Origin of the sequence: Pseudomonas sp. PI1 (assembly GCF_000812405.1) — a bacterium.
GTDB classification, from domain to species: domain Bacteria; phylum Pseudomonadota; class Gammaproteobacteria; order Pseudomonadales; family Pseudomonadaceae; genus Pseudomonas; species Pseudomonas citronellolis.
Map to the genome: position 1 here is coordinate 1 of NZ_JWMC01000062.1, position 17,824 is coordinate 17,824.

Genomic DNA, 17,824 nt, shown 5'->3' on the forward strand with positions numbered 1-17,824 from the left:
GGAAGTCTCCTACCGTCTGGCTTGCAGAAGCGGGTCTTGTCCCTCCACCCCCGACAGGTTCCTACCCTAACGCCATACAAGCGGATCTCATCCGCGAATCGCGCCGGAGGTTCCGGCCATCGCGGACAAGGTCCGCTCCGGGGAAACGCCATGCCTCCCGGTGGATTGGGCGGGCCCTGCCCGCGATTCGCGCGCAGGGCGCGCTCCTACAGGGAATGGTATGGGTGGGGCAGCGTAGGAGCGGATCTCATCCGCGAATCGCGCCGGAGGTTCCGGTTATCGCGGACAAGGTCCGCGGGGCAGGGGCGCCGAGGTGCTTTTCGTAGGATGGGTTGAGCCTGCGAAACCCATGCGGTCACGGTGATGGGTATCGCTTCGCTCAACCCATCCTACGAGGGCCTCCATCCGTCCACGATTGCCCGGATGTGTAGGGCTCCGTCAGTCGAGCAGCCCGTGCCAGCAGTCGCTCAGCTCGCCGAGCTCGGAGGAGGTGCACCAGGCCTGGCTCTGCAGCCACTGGCGGACGGTTTCGCGGTCGGCTTCGTCGAGGCTGCCGACGGCGTTCAGGCACAGGTAGCCGGTGAACTCGCCGTCCTCGGTGGCGCCGCCGACGAACAGCCAGCCCTGGGATTCGACGAAGGCGATCCACTGGTCCAGCACTTCGTCCAGGTCACCGCTGTAGTTCACTTCCAGGCTGAAGCCCAGTTCCTTGAACTCGGCCAGGCGCAGTTTCTTGCGCAGGCGGCGCTTGCGCGGTTTTTCCATCTGTTCGGGGGTGAGGTATTTCATCTTTCGCTCCTGGAAGGTGGATCAGGCGTCGTAGCCCAGGTTCGGCGACAGCCAGCGTTCGCTGACCGCCACGTCCTGGCCCTTGCGGGCGCTGTAGGCGTCGATCTGGTCCTTGTCGACCTTGCCCACGGCGAAGTACTGCGCCTGCGGATGCGCGAAGTACCAGCCGCTGACCGCGGCCGCCGGGAACATGGCGTAGTGTTCGGTGAGGGTGACGCCGGAGAGGCCCTTGGGGTCCAGCAACTGGAACAGGGTGCCCTTCTCGGTGTGGTCCGGGCAGGCCGGGTAGCCGGGGGCCGGGCGGATGCCGACGTACTGCTCGCGGATCAGCGCGTCGTTGTCCAGGTGTTCTTCGGGCTGGTAGCCCCAGTATTCCTTGCGCACGCGCTCGTGCAGCCATTCGGCGCAGGCTTCGGCGAGGCGGTCGGCCAGGGCCTTGACCATGATCGCGTTGTAGTCGTCGCCCTGGGCCTCGTAGGCCTTGGCCACTTCCTCGGCGCCGATGCCGGCGGTGGTGATGAAGCCGCCGACGTAGTCCTTGATACCGCTGTCTTTGGGTGCGACGAAGTCGGCCAGGCTGAAGTTCGGCTTGCCGTCGGGCTTGATGGTCTGCTGGCGCAGGTGGTGCAGGGTGGCCAGCTTGTGGCCGTCCTCGGCGTACACCTCCAGGTCGTCGTGGTTGACCTGGTTGGCCGGCCAGAAGCCGAACACGGCGCGGGCCTTGATCAGCTTGCCGTCGATCAGCTTGCGCAGGATGTCCTGGGCGTCGTTGAACAGGCTGGTGGCGGCTTCGCCGACCACTTCGTCGCTGAGGATGCGCGGGTACTTGCCGGCCAGGTTCCAGGAGACGAAGAAGGGCGTCCAGTCGATGTACTCGGCCAGCACGTTCAGGTCGATGTCCTCCAGCACCTTCACGCCGGTGAAGGTGGGCACCGGCGGCTGGTATCCGGCCCAGTCGAACTGCGGCTTGGCGGCGATGGCCGCCGCGTAGCTCAGGCGCTCGGTGCGGGCGCTGCGGTTGGCGGTGCGCTCGCGGACCTCGGCGTACTCCTCGCGCAGCTTGCGCGCGTAGTCGGGCTTCATTTCCTTCGACAGCAGGGTGGTGGCCACGCCCACCGCGCGCGAGGCGTCGGTGACATAAACCACCGCGTCGTTGCTGTACTGCGGGTCGATCTTCACCGCCGTGTGCGCCTTGGAGGTGGTGGCGCCGCCGATCATCAGCGGCAGGCTGAAGTTCTGCCGCTGCATTTCCTTGGCGACGTGGACCATCTCGTCCAGCGACGGCGTGATCAGCCCGGACAGGCCGATGATGTCGCACTTCTCGGCGATGGCGGTCTGCAGGATCTTCTCCGCCGGCACCATCACGCCGAGGTCGACGATGTCGTAGCCGTTGCAGCCCAGCACCACGCCGACGATGTTCTTGCCGATGTCGTGCACGTCGCCCTTCACCGTGGCCATGAGGATCTTGCCCTTGGCCTCGGGCTTGTCGCCTTTCTCCGCCTCGATGAAGGGGATCAGGTGGGCCACCGCCTGCTTCATCACCCGGGCCGACTTGACCACCTGCGGGAGGAACATCTTGCCGGCGCCGAACAGGTCGCCGACCACGTTCATGCCGCTCATCAGCGGGCCTTCGATGACCTCGATGGGCCGCGCGCACTTCTGCCGGCATTCCTCGGTGTCTTCGACGATGTAGGTGGTGATGCCCTTGACCAGGGCGTGCTCCAGGCGCTTCTCGACGCTATGGCTGCGCCATTCCTCGTCTTCCACTTCCTTGGCCGCGCCGCCGCCCTTGTAGTCGTCGGCGATGGCCAGCAGCGCCTCGGTGGCGTCCGGGTTGCGGTTGAGCACCACGTCCTCGACCTTGTCGCGCAGCTCCTTCGGGATCTCGTCGTAGATCTCCAGCTGGCCGGCGTTGACGATGCCCATGGTCAGGCCGTTCTTGATGGCGTAGTAGAGGAACACCGAGTGGATGGCCTCGCGCACCGGGTTGTTGCCGCGGAACGAGAAGGACACGTTGGACACCCCGCCCGAGGAGAGCGCGTAGGGCAGGTTGTCGCGGATGTAGGCGCAGGCGTTGATGAAGTCGACCGCGTAGTTGTTGTGCTCCTCGATGCCGGTGGCCACCGCGAAGATGTTCGGGTCGAAGATGATGTCTTCCGGCGGGAAGCCCACTTCGTTGACCAGGATGTCGTAGGAGCGCTGGCAGATTTCTTCCTTGCGCGCCTGGGTGTCGGCCTGGCCGGCCTCGTCGAAGGCCATCACCACCACCGCGGCGCCGTAGCGCCTGCACAGGCGGGCGTGGTGCTTGAACTGCTCGACGCCTTCCTTCATGGAGATGGAGTTGACGATGCCCTTGCCCTGGATGCACTTGAGGCCCGCTTCGATCACCTCCCACTTGGAGGAGTCGATCATGATCGGCACGCGGGAGATGTCCGGCTCGCCGGCGATGAGGTTGAGGAACTTCACCATCGCCGCCTTGGAGTCGAGCATGCCCTCGTCCATGTTGATGTCGATCACCTGGGCGCCGGCTTCCACCTGCTGCTGGGCCACTTCCAGGGCCTCGGCGTAGTTCTCCTCGCGGATCAGCCGGGCGAACTTCGCCGAACCGGTGATGTTGGTGCGCTCGCCGACGTTCACGAACAGCGAGCTGCGGTCGATGGTGAACGGCTCAAGGCCCGACAGGCGGCAGGCCCTGGGGATTTCCGGGATCGCCCGCGGCGGGTACTTGGCCACCGCCTCGGCGATGGCCTGGATGTGCGCCGGGGTAGTGCCGCAGCAGCCGCCGATGATGTTGAGGAAGCCGGACGCGGCGAACTCCTCGACCACCTCGGCCATCTGCGCCGGGGTCTCGTCGTACTCGCCGAAGGCGTTCGGCAGGCCGGCGTTGGGGTGCGCGGAAACGTGGGTGTCGGCCTTGGTCGCCAGCTCCTCCAGGTAGGGGCGCAGGTCCTTGGCGCCGAGGGCGCAGTTCAGGCCGACGGAAATCGGCCTGGCGTGGCGCACCGAGTTCCAGAAGGCCTCGGTGGTCTGCCCCGACAGGGTGCGCCCGGAGGCGTCGGTGATGGTGCCGGAGATCATGATCGGCAGCTCGAAGCCGAGCTCGTCGTAGACGCCCTGCACGGCGAAGATCGCCGCCTTGGCGTTGAGGGTGTCGAAGATGGTCTCGATCAGGATCAGGTCGGCGCCGCCCTCGATCAGGCCGCGGGTGGCCTCGCTGTAGTTCGCCACCAGCTCGTCGAAGGTGACGTTGCGAAAGCCCGGGTCGTTGACGTCCGGGGAGATCGAGCAGGTGCGGCTGGTCGGGCCCAGCACGCCGGCGACGAAGCGCGGCCGGTCGGGGGTCTCGGCGGTCTTGGCGTCGGCCACTTCGCGGGCCAGGCGCGCGCCCTCGACGTTCAGCTCGTAGACCAGTTCTTCCATACCGTAGTCGGACTGGGACACCTGGGTGGCGTTGAAGGTGTTGGTCTCGAGGATGTCGGCGCCGGCGTCCAGGTAGGCCTTCTCGATGGCCTGGATGACGTCCGGGCGGCTGAGCAGCAGCAGGTCGTTGTTGCCCTTCACGTCGCTCGGCCAGTCTGCGAAGCGCTCGCCGCGGTAGTCCTCTTCCTGCAGCTTGTAGCTCTGGATCATGGTGCCCATACCGCCGTCGAGGATCAGGATGCGCTCCTTCAGGGCTTTCTGCAGGGCTTGCTGGCGGGCGGCACGATCGGACATGGGAACTACCTGGAAACGGCTGTGGCAAAGGGTCGCTGATGATAGCAAACCTGCAGGGGATTTGAGTCGACCGTGCTTTTACATGAGCGCAGTTCATGTTGTACCGGCCATCGGTTGGCCGCAAAAGCCCGCGGAGCCGCTAGAATCCGCCTATTCACGAGGTATGGAGTCCCCGATGTCCTTGCGCGCATCCTTTGCGTTGACCATTGCGTTCATGCTGCTTTCAGCCGTTGCTCAGGCAGCCGGCATTTCCTACAGCAAGGACATACAGCCGATCTTCACCGACAAGTGCGTGGCCTGCCACGCCTGCTACGACTCGCCGTGCCAGCTCAACCTGAGCGCCGCCGAGGGTGCCCAGCGCGGCGCCAACAAGCTGCCGGTGTACGACGGCACCCGCACCAAGGCCCAGGAAACCACGCGCTTGTTCCTCGATGCACACGGCGCCGACGCCTGGCGGCGCAAGGACTTCTGGTCGGTGCTGGACGCCCGCGGCGGCCAGGCGGCGCTGATGCAGCGCATGCTCGACTTGGGCCAGGCCCACCCGCTGGTGCCCAACGCGAAGATCCCCGAAGGCCTGGACCTGTCGATCAACCGCAGCAACCAGTGCCCGACGCCGGACAGCATCGACGAGTTCGTGCAGAAGAACCCGCGCAGCGGCATGCCCTTCGCCGTCACCGGCCTCAGCGCCCAGCAGTACGCCACCCTGAAGCAATGGCTGGCCGAGGGCGCGCCGGTGGACGAGCAGGCCTGGCAGCCCGGCGCCGGCGAGGCGCGGCAGATCGCCGAGTGGGAGCGCTTCCTGAACCAGCCCGGCGCCCGCGAGAGCCTGGTTTCGCGCTGGCTCTACGAGCACCTGTTCCTCGCCCACCTGTACTTCGAAGAGCAGGGCGCGCCGGGGCACTTCTTCCAGTTGGTGCGCTCGCGCACGCCCAGCGGCCAGCCCATCGACCCCATCGCCACGCGGCGGCCCAACGACGACCCCGGCGCGGCCTTCTACTACCGCCTGTGGCCGATCCAGGGCGTGATCGTGCACAAGACGCACATCACCTACCCGCTGAGCCCGGCCAAGCTGGCGCATACCCGCGAGCTGTTCTTCGCCGGTGCCTGGGCGGCCGACGAGGTGCCCGGCTACGGCCTGCAGCACCGCGCCAACCCCTTCGAGACCTTCGCCGCCATCCCGGCGCGGGCGCGCTACCAGTTCATGCTGGACAACGCCGAGTACTTCGTCCGCACCTTCATCCGCGGCCCGGTGTGCCGCGGGCAGATCGCCACCGACGTGATCCGCGACAACTTCTGGGCGATCTTCCAGGACCCGGCCCACGACCTCTACGTCACCGACCCGGCGTACCGGGCCAAGGCCACGCCGCTGCTGGGCCTGCCCGGGCAGATCGACGACATGGGCCAGATGCTCCAGCAATGGACCAGCTACCGCGACAAGCGCAACGAATACGAGGCGCTGCGCCTGGACGCCTACGAAGAGGCCGCGGCGCCGACCTGGGCGGATATCTGGCACGGCAACGACAACGCGCTGCTGTCGATCTTCCGCCAGTACGACAGCGCCTCGGTGCGCAAGGGCCTGATCGGCGGCGTCCCGCAGACGCTGTGGTGGATGGACTACCCGCTGCTGGAGCGCACCTACTACCAGCTGGTGGTCAACTTCGACGTCTACGGCAACGTCTCGCACCAGGCGCAGACGCGGCTGTACTTCGACCTGATCCGCAATGGCGCCGAGCAGAACTTCCTGCGCCTGATGCCGGTGGCCGCGCGCAAGCACCTGCTCGACGACTGGTACCAGAACAGCGGCCGACTGAAGATGTGGCTGGACTACCAGAACCTCGACAACGACGCGCCCAGCGGCCTGGACCTGCCGGAGAAGGGCGCCAAGAACGCCTTCGCCGTGCAGTTGCTGAGCCGCTACGCCAGCCTCGATGCGCGGCCCGACCCGATCAACCTGTGCCAGGACGGCGGCTGCTACCGGCGCAACGTCCCGCGCCCGCTGCAGGACGCCGAGCAGGCCTTCAGCCGCCTGGTCAGCCGCCCGGCGGCGGGGCTGAAGGTGATCGAGCAGTTCCCCGAGGCGACCATCCTGCGCGTCGAACTGCCCGGCGGAAAACGCGAGATCTACACGGCGCTGCGCAACCGCGCGCACAGCAACGTCGCCTTCATGCTCGGCGAGTCGCTGCGCTACCAGCCGGGGCTGGACACCCTGACCATCTACCCGGGCGTGCTCTCCAGCTACCCGAACTTCATGTTCGACCTCAAGGCGGAGGAGGCCGGCGACTTCGTCTCGGCGCTGGAGCAGGTGCAGAGCCAGGAGAGTTTCGACAAGGTGGTGGAGCGCTGGGGCATCCGCCGCAGCAACCCGCAGTTCTGGCGCTACTTCCACGACCTCGACGCCTACCTGCGCGAGACCGAGCCGGTGGAGGCGGGCATCCTCGACATGAATCGCTACGAGAACCTCTGACGACTGACCCTGAGGGAGGGGCATCCGGCCAACTGCGAATTATTCCTACTAAATTGGTAGGGCTTTATCCGGCAGCTACGAATGGCGTAAACTGCCCCCACGTTTGCGAGGAGTTGCCATGAGCGCCATCACCATTACCGAAGCTGCCCAGGATTACCTGGCCGAACTGCTGGTCAAGCAGGACACCCCCGGGATCGGCATTCGCATCTTCATCACCCAGCCGGGCACCCAGTACGCGGAAACCTGCATCGCCTACTGCAAGCCGGGCGAGCAGAAGCCGGAAGACACCCCGATCGGCCTGAAGGACTTCACCGCCTGGGTCGATGGCATCAGCGAGCCCTTCCTGGAAGACGCCGTCGTCGACTACGCCACCGACCGCATGGGCGGCCAGCTGACCATCAAGGCGCCGAACGCCAAGGTGCCGATGGTCAACGAAGACAGCCCGATCACCGAACGCATCAACTACTACCTGCAGACCGAGATCAACCCCGGCCTGGCCAGCCACGGCGGCCAGGTCAGCCTGGTCGAGGTGGTCGAGGACAACATCGCCGTGCTGCGCTTCGGCGGCGGCTGCCAAGGCTGCGGCATGGTCGACATGACCCTCAAGGACGGCGTCGAGAAGACCCTGATCGAACGCATCCCGGAACTGAAGGGCGTGCGCGACGTCACCGACCACAGCAACAAGGAAAACGCCTACTACTGAGTGGTGGGTGTTTCGGCAAAACAGCCGCCCTTCGGGGCGGCTTTTTTGTGCGCGTGGTTCCGCGAATCGCGCCGGGATGGCCGGCCATCGCGGACAAGATCCGCTCCTACGGGGGAAGGAATACCGTGCCCCCCGGCGACCTGTAGGAGCGGGCCCTGCCCGCGATTCGCGCGCAGGGCGCGCTCCTACATGGAATGGCGCGGGTGGGGCAGCGTAGGAGCGGACCTTGTCCGCGAATCGCGCCGGGATGGCCGGCTATCGCGGACAAGGTCCGCTCCTACGGGGGAGGAATACCGTGGCTCAGGCGCTGGCCGGCTGCCGCCGGCGCGCTGGCCAGAGCAACGCCAGGGCCAGCAGCAATACCGGCCACACCAGCAGGTTCACCGCGCTCCAGCCCAGGCTGGTGATCAGCGCGCCGGAGCTGAACGACATCAGCGCCGCCATCAGGCTGTTGCCTTGCTCCATCAACCCCTGCGCCTGGCCGCGCTCGTCCGCGCCGTGGCCTTCGCCGAGCAGGGTGGTGCCGGCCACCAGCAGCAGGTTCCAGCCCATGCCCAGCAGCAGCGAGCTGGCCAGGAAGTGGCCATGGTCCAGGCCGGCCAGGGCCACGGCTGCGCTGGCCGCCAGCAGGGCGATGCCGAGCAGGGCCACGCGGCGGCTGCCCAGGCGGTCCACCAGCGGGCCGGCGACGAAGGCCGGGAGGAACATGCCGAGGATGTGCCACTGGATCACGCTCGCCGAGCTTTCCAGGGACAGCCCGCAGAACTGCATGGCCAGCGGCGTGGCGTTCATGATCAGGATCATCAGCCCGTGGCCGGCGGCGGTGCAGGCCATGGCCGCGCGCACCAGCGGTCGGCCGAGCAGGGCGCGCATGGCTGCGATGCCGCCGTGCGGCGGGCGTGGCGCGGCGCCTTCGCGCAGGCGCGCCATCAGCAGCAGGCCGACGAGCGCCAACGCGGCGATGGCCAGGTAGGCGCCGACAAAGGGCGTGGGCAGCGCCTCGCGGGCCCACAGCGCCAGGCTCGGGGCGAGCAGGGCGGCCAGCACGCCGCCGCCGATCACGTAGGCGCTGGCGCGGCCCTTCTCGGCCTCGCCCACCGCCTCCAGGGCGGCGAAGCGGTAGTACATCGCCGAGGCCTGGTAGCCACCGATGGGCAGTGCGCCCAGGCACAGCAGCCAGAACGAGCCCAGTTGCACGCCCAGGGCGCAGGTCAGCCCGCCGAGCACGCCGCCGGCGGCGCCGAGCATCAGCCCGGGGCGGCGGCCATGGCGCTGCATGAACAGCGACAGCGGCTGCACCGCCAGCAGGTTGCCCAGCACCAGCAGGGCCAGGGGCAGGGTGGCCAGGCCGTTGAGCGGCGCCAGTTGCGCGCCGATCAGCGAGGTCAGGGTGATGCCGATCAGCGAGCACGACCAGTACAGCGCCTGGCCGAGGAACAGCAGGCGCGGCGCGCCGTTGCGCAGTAGCAGCATGTCCGCGCCCTCAGTTCCGGCAGCCGCCGGGCTTGAGCACCCGCTGCGTCGAGGCCGGGTGGCGCAGCAGCGCCTCGCTCGGGCGCCGTGGCCGTTGCAGCAGTTCGCCGCCGCAGTTCGGGCACTGGCCGCCGAGCACGCTTTCGGCGCAGTCGTGGCAGAAGGTGCATTCGAAGGTGCAGATGCGCGCGTCCGTGCTATCGGCCGGCAGGTCGCGGTCGCAACATTCGCAGTTGGGGCGCAGTTCGAGCATGGCGAGGTCCTTCTGGCTGGGGATCAGGCGTCGGTGAGCTGGCCGAAGCGTTCGGCGTATTCCTGGGGGCTCACCGCCAGGTGCTTGTGGAAGGTGCGCCGCAGGTTCTCCGGATGGCCGAAGCCGCACAGCCGCGCCACGGTGGCGATCGACGCCCGGGCGTCCTGCAGCAGGGCGCGGGCGGCCTCCAGGCGCACCTTCTCCACGTAGCGGCCGGGCGCCACGCCCAGCTCATTGATGAACACCCGCGACAGGGTGCGCGGGCTCATGCAGGCCTGCTCGGCCAGGGCTTCCAGCGACAGGTCGGCGCCGAGGTTGGCCGGAATCCACTCCAGCAACGCGGCCAGGCGCGGCGCGCGCACCGGTTCCGGGGTCAGCCAGGTGCTGAACTGCGCCTGGCCGCCGGGGCGCCTGAGGAACATCACCAGGCGCCGGGCCACGGCCAGGGCTAGCGGGCGGCCGAGGTCGGCCTCCACCAGCGCCAGGGCCAGGTCGATGCCGGCGGTGACCCCGGCGGAGGTGAACACGTGGTCGTCGCCGTCGCGGCGGCTGGGGTCGTAGGTGTGCAGGCGGTCGCCCTGCACGTGGACTGCGGGGTGGCATTCGCGCAGGGTGTCGACGTCGGCCCAGTGGGTGGTGGCGCTGCGCCCGTCGAGTACCCCGGCGGCGGCCAGCAGCAGGGCGCCGGAGCACACCGAGCCGAGGCGCCGGACCTGGCTTTCGGCGGCGCTTAGCCATGCCAGCAGCGCGGGGTTGGCGCACTGCGCCTCCACGCCCAGGCCGCCGGGGACCAGCAGGGTGTCGAGGCTGGCGGCGTCGGTATCGGCCCAGGCGGCGTCGGCGCAGATGCGTAGGCCGGCGGAGGTGGCCACGGGGCCTTCGTTTTCGCCCAGCACCAGCAGTTCGTAGGGCGCCGGTAGGCCCTGGCGCTGGCGCTCGACGTTGGCCGAGGCGAACACCTGCAGCGGGCCGGTGACGTCCAGGCTCATCACGTCGGGGTAGATCAGGCTGGCGATGCGGCGGATTGCGGGCATGGCGGGCGGCTCCCGGGGTTTGCCGGGAGTGTGCGCCGGGTGGGGAGTGGCGGCAATGACATGGATCCCACGGATCTTGCCAATCGCTCGGTGGCTTTTCGTAGGAGCGAGCTTGCTCGCGAACAGCCTTTCCTGGGATGCAGGTGTCTTGGATTGACTCCGCTCCCTCACCCCAGCCCTCTCCCAGAGGGAGAGGGGGCCGTTTGGAGCGAGCCGGAAGTTCGGCATTCTCCTGGCAGTCCTATCAGCCAGCTGAAGCCACAGGATCACGCCGAACCCACTACCTGCAGAAGACAGCCCTCTATCCCTTCAGGGAGAGGGAGCCGTTTGGAGCTAGCTGGAAATTCAGCATTCTCCTGACAGTCCCATCAGCCAACTGCAGCCACAGGACTACGCCGAACCCACAACCTGCAGAGGACAGCCCCCTCTCCCTTCAGGGAGAGGGTTGGGGAGAGGGGACGGAGTTCAGCCGGGCTCCGAAATAACCGGGAAACTCTGTTCGCGAGCAAGCTCGCTCCTACAACAGCCTCCGCTCCCGAAAACGCCCTGCCGGAAATAAAAAACGCCGTTTCCCTCCCCGAGGAAAACGGCGCTTTTCAGCTCCGGGCCGCAAGGCCCTGGGCCTCACTCCGGCATATGCCATTCCTGCAGGTCATAGCCTTCGCGGTTCAGCTCTTCGCGGGCCTGGGTCAGCAGGTCGGCCAGGCGCGCCGGGTCGGAGTATTCGGTGCAGGGGATGCGCGTCAGGCCCAGCAGGCGGGTGCCGGTGCGGTCGAGGACGGACAGGTCGAGGCTGCCGTCGCCGCCGGACTGGTCGATCCAGGTGACGCAGTGGAAGGGTTGGAAGGCTCGTCCGGTGATCAGCAGAGCCTCGTTGAAACGAAGGGTCGCGTTCATGGTGGTTACACTCTCTGCGCAGGTCATCCATTGCTCTGTTAAGGGGACGGCGCTTCACTGATCCGTCCGATCTGTACAGCCCATTGACACCGCGAGCCGCGCAAAAAGTCACAACGCCTGTCGCTTTTGTGCACAAGGTTGTCGCATTGGAAACCGGAAAATTGCCGGCAATCTTCCGGGAAACCGCCGGTAAATGGCTCTGCCACGCGGCTTTCATGGAACTTGCGGGGTGCGCCGTTGCGTCGCAGGGGCTGCGTGCCCTTGGGCCGGCTTTTCCACGGCCAATTCGTGACAGCCGGGGCAGGGCGCCGCAAGATAGGGGCTTTGCATCCGCTTTTGCCTGAGGAGGTTTCATGGAGATTCGCTGCGACTTCGACAGCGGCAACATCCAGGTGCTGGATGCCAGCGACCCGCAGGACGTGCGCCTGGCCCTGCGCCCGGACCTGAACAGCCCGCACTTCCAGTGGTTCCACTTCTGCGCCGACGGCCTGACCCCGGGCCGGCGCTACACCTTCGACCTGACCAACGCCGGGCACTCCAGCTACACCGGCGGCTGGCCGGGCTACCGCGCGGTGGCCTCCTACGACCAGCGCGACTGGTTCCGCGTGGACAGCAGCTACGACGGCCAGTCCCTGCGCTTCAGCCTCGACGCCGAGCAGCCCCGGGCCTGGTTCGCCTACTTCGAGCCCTACAGCCGCGAGCGCCACGCCGCGCTGGTGCGCCAGGCCATCGAGCAGGCCGGCGCCGAACTGGTGGCCACCGGGCGCAGCATCGAGGGCCGCGACATCCCGCTGCTGCGCATCCGCCGCAACCCGCAGGCCACGCGCAAGCTGTGGCTGATCGCCCAGCAGCACCCCGGCGAGCACATGGCCGAATGGTTCATGGAGGGTCTGATCGAGCGCCTGCAGCAGAAGGATGCGGAACTCGACTACCTGCTGCAGCACGCCGAGCTGTACCTGGTGCCGAACATGAACCCCGACGGCGCCTTCCGCGGCCACCTGCGCACCAACGCCGCCGGCACCGACCTCAACCGCGCCTGGGCCTCGCCCAGCGCCGAGAGCAGCCCGGAAGTGCTGTTCGTCCAGGCGCACATGCGCCAGCAGGGCGTCGACCTGTTCCTCGACATCCACGGCGACGAGGAAATCCCCTACGTGTTCGCCGCCGGCTGCGAAGGCAACCCCGGCTACAGCGAGCGCCAGGCCTACCTCGAAACGGAGTTCCGCAAGCGCCTGGAGGAGCGCGGCGAGTTCCAGAGCCTGCATGGCTACCCGCGCAGCGCGCCGGGCAAGGCCAACATGACGCTGGCCTGCAACCACGTCGGCGAAACCTACCAGTGCCTGGCGCTGACCCTGGAGATGCCGTTCAAGGACCACGACCTGGCCCCCGACGCCCGCGCCGGCTGGAGCGGCGCGCGCGCCAAGCGCTTGGCCGGCGCGGTGCTCTCGACGCTGTCGAGCCTGGTGGAAGAACTGCGCTGACTGGAATCTTCGCCGCCGCGTGCCAGTCTAAAGCAGTGAGGAACTTGCATGCGGAGGTGTCCATGTACAGGACGCGCAAGCTGTTGACCCCCCAGGAGATCGAGGACCTGCAGGAACGCATGGAGGCCATGGAGGAACTGGACTTCCGCGAACGCCGCGAAGTCCGCAAGAACCGCACGGGCGACCATCGCCCGCGCCTGGCCGCAGCGCCGGCCTGACCGGCGCGCCGCGCACCCGGCCGCCGGCCGGGTGCGTATAGGGCGCCTGCCCTGGCAGCCGTGGCCGGGGAGGGCGGACACCCGCGCTGCCATTAAGTTGCCAGTACGCGGATTATTAATCTCGCTGTCATAAAGCGTACATATTCACGGCATTAAATCATCACGTCTTCTAACCAACCGGGGACTTCCCGGACTTCCTCCCATATTGAGGTATTGACGTGATGCTGCTCAGCAAAACCCGCTTGTCCGTCCTGCTGGCTTCCATGGCCCTGACCGGCCTGGCCCATGCCACTGATGTCACCGGCGCCGGCTCCAGCTTCGTTTACCCGGTGCTGTCGAAGTGGTCCCAGGAATACAGCAAGTCTTCCAGCAATCGCATCAACTACCAGTCCATCGGCTCCGGCGGCGGCATCGCCCAGATCAAGGCCGCCACCGTCGACTTCGGCGCCTCCGACGCCCCGCTGTCGGCCGACGACCTGAAAGCGGCCGGCCTGGGCCAGTTCCCCAGCGTGATCGGCGGCATCGTGCCGGTGGTCAACCTGGACGGCGTCGAGCCGGGCAAGCTGCACCTGGACGGTGAAACCCTGGCCAAGATCTTCCTCGGCAGCATCACCGACTGGAACGACCCGGCCATCGCCGCGCTGAACCCCGAACTGAAGCTGCCGGCCACCAAGATCACCGTGGTCCGCCGTTCCGACGGTTCGGGCACTTCCTACAACTTCACCAACTACCTGTCCAAGGTCAGCCCGGAGTGGAAGGACAAGATCGGCTTCGGCACCACCGTACCCTGGCCGGTCGGCATGGGCGGCAAGGGCAACGAAGGCGTCTCCGCCTACGTCAAGCAGATCAAGAACTCCATCGGCTACGTCGAGTACGCCTACGCCCTGCAGAACAAGATGGCTTACGCCTCGCTGAAGAACGCCGCCGGCAAGTTCGTGCAGCCCAACACCAAGAGCTTCCAGGCTGCCGCCGACACCGCCGACTGGGCCAACGCCAAGGACTTCAACCTGCTGATGACCAACGCCCCGGGCGACACCGCGTGGCCGATCACCGCCACCACCTGGATCATCATGTACAAGCAACCGAAGAACGCGGAACAGGCCCAGGCCGCCTTCCACTTCTTCAAGTGGTCCCTGGAGAACGGCCAGCAGCAGGCCGCCGCCCTGGACTACGTGGCGCTGCCGGAGTCCCTGGTCAAGCGCATCGAAGGCTACTGGAAGTCGGACTTCGCCCGCTGATCGGGTGAATGACCAGGACCGCCGCCCGGAAGCCCCGTGCGGCGGTTCGCTTGCTTGGATGAACCGATGTCTACCGAATCCTCACCGTCCCTTGCCATGCCCAACCTGAAGGCCGCCGAAGCCGAAGACCGCGCCCAGCGCGACCAGCGCCACGACCGCTGGTTCCGCAACGCCATGTTCGGCTCCGCGCTGCTGGTGCTGTTGCTGCTCGCCGGCGTCGCCGGCTCCACCCTGTGGGGCGGCAGCCTGGCCTTCTCGCACTTCGGCCTGGACTTCCTCACCAGCACCGAATGGGATGCGGTGAACAACAAATTCGGCGCCCTGGTACCGATCTACGGGACCCTGGTCACCTCCTTCCTGGCGCTGCTGATCGCCGTACCGGTCAGCTTCGGCATCGCCATCTTCCTCACCGAGCTGGCGCCGCCGTGGCTGCGCATGCCGGTGGCCGCGGCCGTCGAGCTGCTGGCCGGGATCCCCTCGATCATCTACGGCATGTGGGGCCTGTTCGTCTTCGGCCCGTTCATGGCCCAGCACATCGCCCCCTGGCTGAACGACTACCTGGGCGCGCTGCCGCTGATCGGCGGCCTGTTCCAGGGCCCGCCGCTGGGCATCGGCATGCTCAGCGCCGGCATCGTCCTGGCGATCATGATCATCCCCTTCATCACCTCGGTGATGAACGAAGTGTTCAACAGCGTGCCGACCACCCTGAAGGAGTCGGCCTATGCCTTGGGCAACACCACTTGGGAAGTGGTCTGGGATATCGTCCTGCCCTACACCCGCTCGGCGGTGGTCGGCGGCATCTTCCTCGGCCTGGGCCGCGCCCTGGGCGAGACCATGGCGGTGACCTTCGTGCTGGGCAACTCGCAGCACTTCTCCGCCTCGCTGCTGATGCCCAGCAGCTCCATCGCCTCGGTGATCGCCAACGAGTTCAACGAGGCCTACACCGACCTGCACCGCTCCTCGCTGATTGCCCTGGGCTTCCTGCTCTTCGTGGTCACCTTCATCGTTCTCGCCGCCGCTCGCCTGATGCTGCTGCGCCTGGCCCAGAAGGAGGGCAAGTGACATGGCCGGCAACGAAAGCCTGTACCGCACCCGCGCGTTCAAGAACCGCGCCGCCATGCTGCTCAGCTGCGGCGCCACCCTGTTCGGCCTGATGTGGCTGGCGTGGATTCTGCTGACCACCATCAGCCACGGCATCGAGGCGCTGAACCTCAACCTGTTCACCAAGATGACGCCGCCGCCGGGGGCCGAGGGCGGCCTGGCCAACGCCTTCTACGGCAGCGTGCTGATGAGCGCGCTGGCGCTGCTGATCGGCACCCCCATCGGCCTGATGGCGGGCATCTGGCTGGCCGAATACGCCCGCCACACCCGCATGGGCACCGTGGTGCGCTTCATCAACGACATCCTGCTGTCGGCGCCGTCCATCGTCCTGGGCCTGTTCGTCTACACCAGCGTGATCCTGCCGCTGAACTACCTCACCGACCACCGCGTGGGCTTCTCCGCCATCGCCGGCGCCCTGGCCCTGGCCCTGCTGGTGATCCCGGTGGTGGTGCGGACCACCGACGAAATGCTCCAGCTGCAGCCGACCACCATGCGCGAAGCCGCGCTGGCCCTGGGCGTGCCGCAATGGAAGCTGACCCTGCAGATCGTCCTGCGCGCCGCCCGCGCCGGGGTGATCACCGGCATCCTCCTGGCCCTGGCGCGCATCACCGGCGAAACCGCGCCGCTGCTGTTCACCGCCTTCGGCAACCAGTTCTGGAGCAGCGACCTGCTCAAGCCCATGGCCAGCGTGCCCGTCGTGGTCTTCCAGTACGCCATGAGCCCCTTCAGCGACTGGAACGCCCTGGCCTGGGCCGGCGCCCTGGTGCTGACCCTGTTCGTACTGCTGCTCAGCCTCACCTCCCGTCTCATCCTTCTGCGCAATAGGGCATCCTGATGACTGCCATGACCACCGCCATCGCCGCCGAACGCACCAAGATCCGCGTTCGCGACCTGGAGTTCTTCTACGGCGAGCACCGTTCGCTCAAGTCCATCAACATGGACATCCCGGAGAAGTGCATCACCGCCATCATCGGCCCGTCCGGCTGCGGCAAGTCGACCCTGCTGCGCATCTTCAACCGCATCTACTCCCTGTACCCGAAGCAGGAAGCCCGCGGCGAGGTGCTGCTCAACGGCGAGAACATCCTGGCCCCCGGCTACTCCATGAACCGCCTGCGCAGCCAGGTGGGCATGGTGTTCCAGAAGCCGGTGCCGTTCCCGATGACCATCTACGAGAACATCGCCTACGCGGTGCGCCACCACGAAAAGGTCAGCCGCCGCGAGATGGACGACCGCGTCGAGCAGGCCCTGCGCGGCGCGGCCCTGTGGGACGAGGTGAAAGACAAGCTGAACGCCAGCGCCCAGGGCCTTTCCGGCGGCCAGCAGCAGCGCCTGTGCATCGCCCGCACCATCGCACTCAAGCCCCAGGTGCTGCTGCTCGACGAGCCGACCTCGGCGCTGGACCCGATCTCCACCGGGCGCATCGAGCAGCTGATCACCGAGCTCAAGCAGGAGTTCACCGTGGTCATCGTCACCCACAACATGCAGCAGGCGGCGCGTTGCTCGGACTACACCGCCTTCATGTTCCTGGGCGACCTGATCGAGTTTGGCGACACCGACACCCTGTTCACCAAGCCGGCCAAGGAGCAGACCGAGGACTACATCACCGGTCGCTTCGGCTGAGCCCCAGCGCTCCCCCGACGCCCGCCACGGTGCAAGCCGCGGCGGGCGTTTTCATTGCGGCGCCGGCAAAGCCTTGCCGCAGCCTGGCAGGCGTTTGTCTTTCGTAGCAGCGAGCTTGCTCGCGAACCGCACGGCAACGCTGCAACCGGGAACGCCCGTTCGCTAGCAAGCGCGCTCCTACAGGGGAGGGCGGCGCCGTCATGACCGCCGGCCGGCATCCTGGCGTGTTTCTTGCCCGATACAAGCTTCCCTTCTTCGGCACGGGAGACCTGCCCATGAACATCATCGACGGCCTGAGCGGCATCGGCCTGGCGAGCAAGCTGGTGCGCGGCGTGGTCGCCGGCGCCAGCGAGTTCGCCAGCTACCTGGCCAACGCCAGCAGCGCGAGCGCGACGACGAGCGGTACGAGCGAGGCGCCCTCCGGCGCGGTAGCATCCTCCGGCGGCGCCGCGCAGAGTGGCGGCGGCCCCCTGGACGAATTCCTCGCCTACATGAAGCTCAGCCCCGGCGAAAAGCTGCGGCACAGCGTCATGCAGGACATGGACATCACCCAGGAACAGCTCGACGCCATGCCCGCCGAGGACCGCGAGCGCATCGAGAACGAAATAGCCCAGCGCATCAGGGAAAAGATCACGCAGCAGGCCGACTCCGGCAGCCAGCCGGTCGCACCCACTGCCACTCCGGTGGCCCTGAAGCAGATGTATGGCGTCGAACGAACCCAGCCCAGCCTCGACCTCCTCGGCTGACCCCGCCCCGGCCGGCCCTCGCGCCGGCCTCAAGCCTTGTATCGGAACCGATACGGGACGCTACCCGATGCTGGCTGCATCGCTGAACTCCCTTGC

15 protein-coding genes are annotated in these 17,824 nt (G+C 67.2%); 9 read left to right on the forward strand and 6 right to left on the reverse strand.

The features are described 5' to 3' along the window. Nucleotides 1-438: 438 nt before the first annotated feature. Together RN02_RS20355 and metH are read right to left on the reverse strand one after the other, a co-directional pair. Nucleotides 439-789, reverse strand: coding sequence for a 50S ribosome-binding protein YggL (locus RN02_RS20355; protein ID WP_043316259.1), 351 nt, complete (start codon nt 787-789; stop codon nt 439-441). Between the two features lie 21 nt (nt 790-810). Further along, nucleotides 811-4,503, reverse strand: a complete 3,693-nt coding sequence (gene metH / locus RN02_RS20360) for a methionine synthase (RefSeq protein WP_043316261.1) — start codon at nt 4,501-4,503, stop codon at nt 811-813. 175 nt (nt 4,504-4,678) lie between these two features. Between metH and RN02_RS20365 the strand changes: the two genes are divergently transcribed. Both RN02_RS20365 and nfuA read left to right on the forward strand, forming a co-directional pair. Next, nucleotides 4,679-6,967, forward strand: a complete 2,289-nt coding sequence (locus RN02_RS20365) for a fatty acid cis/trans isomerase (protein WP_043316263.1) — start codon at nt 4,679-4,681, stop codon at nt 6,965-6,967. Nucleotides 6,968-7,085: 118 nt separating this feature from the next. Then, a complete protein-coding gene (gene nfuA / locus RN02_RS20370) occupies nt 7,086-7,670 on the forward strand; it encodes a Fe-S biogenesis protein NfuA (protein ID WP_043316265.1) in 585 nt (194 codons plus the stop codon). A gap of 300 nt (nt 7,671-7,970) precedes the next feature. On the opposite strand, the gene RN02_RS20375 is transcribed toward nfuA, so the two are convergent. From RN02_RS20375 to RN02_RS20390, 4 genes are all read right to left on the reverse strand, one after another. Then, the gene (locus RN02_RS20375; protein WP_152623789.1) at nt 7,971-9,140 is read right to left on the reverse strand and encodes an MFS transporter; all 1,170 of its coding nucleotides are present in this window, start codon (nt 9,138-9,140) and stop codon (nt 7,971-7,973) included. Nucleotides 9,141-9,153: 13 nt separating this feature from the next. Beyond that, nucleotides 9,154-9,396, reverse strand: a complete 243-nt coding sequence (locus tag RN02_RS20380) for a DUF1272 domain-containing protein (protein WP_043316268.1) — start codon at nt 9,394-9,396, stop codon at nt 9,154-9,156. Between the two features lie 23 nt (nt 9,397-9,419). After that, nucleotides 9,420-10,430 carry a GlxA family transcriptional regulator gene (locus RN02_RS20385; RefSeq protein ID WP_043316270.1) on the reverse strand — a complete coding sequence of 337 codons (1,011 nt, stop codon included), beginning with the start codon at nt 10,428-10,430 and terminating at the stop codon, nt 9,420-9,422. Nucleotides 10,431-11,054: 624 nt separating this feature from the next. Beyond that, nucleotides 11,055-11,327: a hypothetical protein gene (locus RN02_RS20390; RefSeq protein ID WP_009619255.1), complete on the reverse strand. Its 273-nt coding sequence runs from the start codon at nt 11,325-11,327 to the stop codon at nt 11,055-11,057. Nucleotides 11,328-11,680: 353 nt separating this feature from the next. Here RN02_RS20390 and RN02_RS20395 point away from each other — a divergent pair, with 353 nt between their 5' ends. The 7 genes from RN02_RS20395 to RN02_RS31710 all read left to right on the forward strand — a co-directional run bounded on the left by RN02_RS20395 (nt 11,681) and on the right by RN02_RS31710 (nt 17,728). Continuing rightward, nucleotides 11,681-12,805 carry a M14 family metallopeptidase gene (locus tag RN02_RS20395; protein ID WP_043316272.1) on the forward strand — a complete coding sequence of 375 codons (1,125 nt, stop codon included), beginning with the start codon at nt 11,681-11,683 and terminating at the stop codon, nt 12,803-12,805. A gap of 62 nt (nt 12,806-12,867) precedes the next feature. Next, complete coding sequence (locus tag RN02_RS33975) at nt 12,868-13,023, forward strand: hypothetical protein (RefSeq protein WP_009619258.1); 156 nt, start codon at nt 12,868-12,870, stop codon at nt 13,021-13,023. A gap of 221 nt (nt 13,024-13,244) precedes the next feature. Next, nucleotides 13,245-14,261 (forward strand): phosphate ABC transporter substrate-binding protein PstS, encoded by a 1,017-nt coding sequence (pstS, locus tag RN02_RS20400; RefSeq protein WP_009619259.1) that lies wholly within the window; start codon nt 13,245-13,247, stop codon nt 14,259-14,261. A gap of 96 nt (nt 14,262-14,357) precedes the next feature. Next, a complete protein-coding gene (gene pstC, locus RN02_RS20405) occupies nt 14,358-15,323 on the forward strand; it encodes a phosphate ABC transporter permease subunit PstC (RefSeq protein ID WP_371263856.1) in 966 nt (321 codons plus the stop codon). A 1-nt stretch (nt 15,324) separates the two neighbouring features. Continuing rightward, complete coding sequence (gene pstA / locus RN02_RS20410; protein ID WP_043316274.1) at nt 15,325-16,197, forward strand: phosphate ABC transporter permease PstA; 873 nt, start codon at nt 15,325-15,327, stop codon at nt 16,195-16,197. Beyond that, nucleotides 16,197-16,982, forward strand: a complete 786-nt coding sequence (pstB, locus tag RN02_RS20415) for a phosphate ABC transporter ATP-binding protein PstB (RefSeq protein WP_009619262.1) — start codon at nt 16,197-16,199, stop codon at nt 16,980-16,982. Before pstA ends, pstB begins: the two co-directional genes overlap by 1 nt. 275 nt (nt 16,983-17,257) lie before the next feature. Beyond that, nucleotides 17,258-17,728 carry a hypothetical protein gene (locus RN02_RS31710; RefSeq protein WP_052267773.1) on the forward strand — a complete coding sequence of 157 codons (471 nt, stop codon included), beginning with the start codon at nt 17,258-17,260 and terminating at the stop codon, nt 17,726-17,728. Nucleotides 17,729-17,824 lie beyond the last annotated feature (96 nt).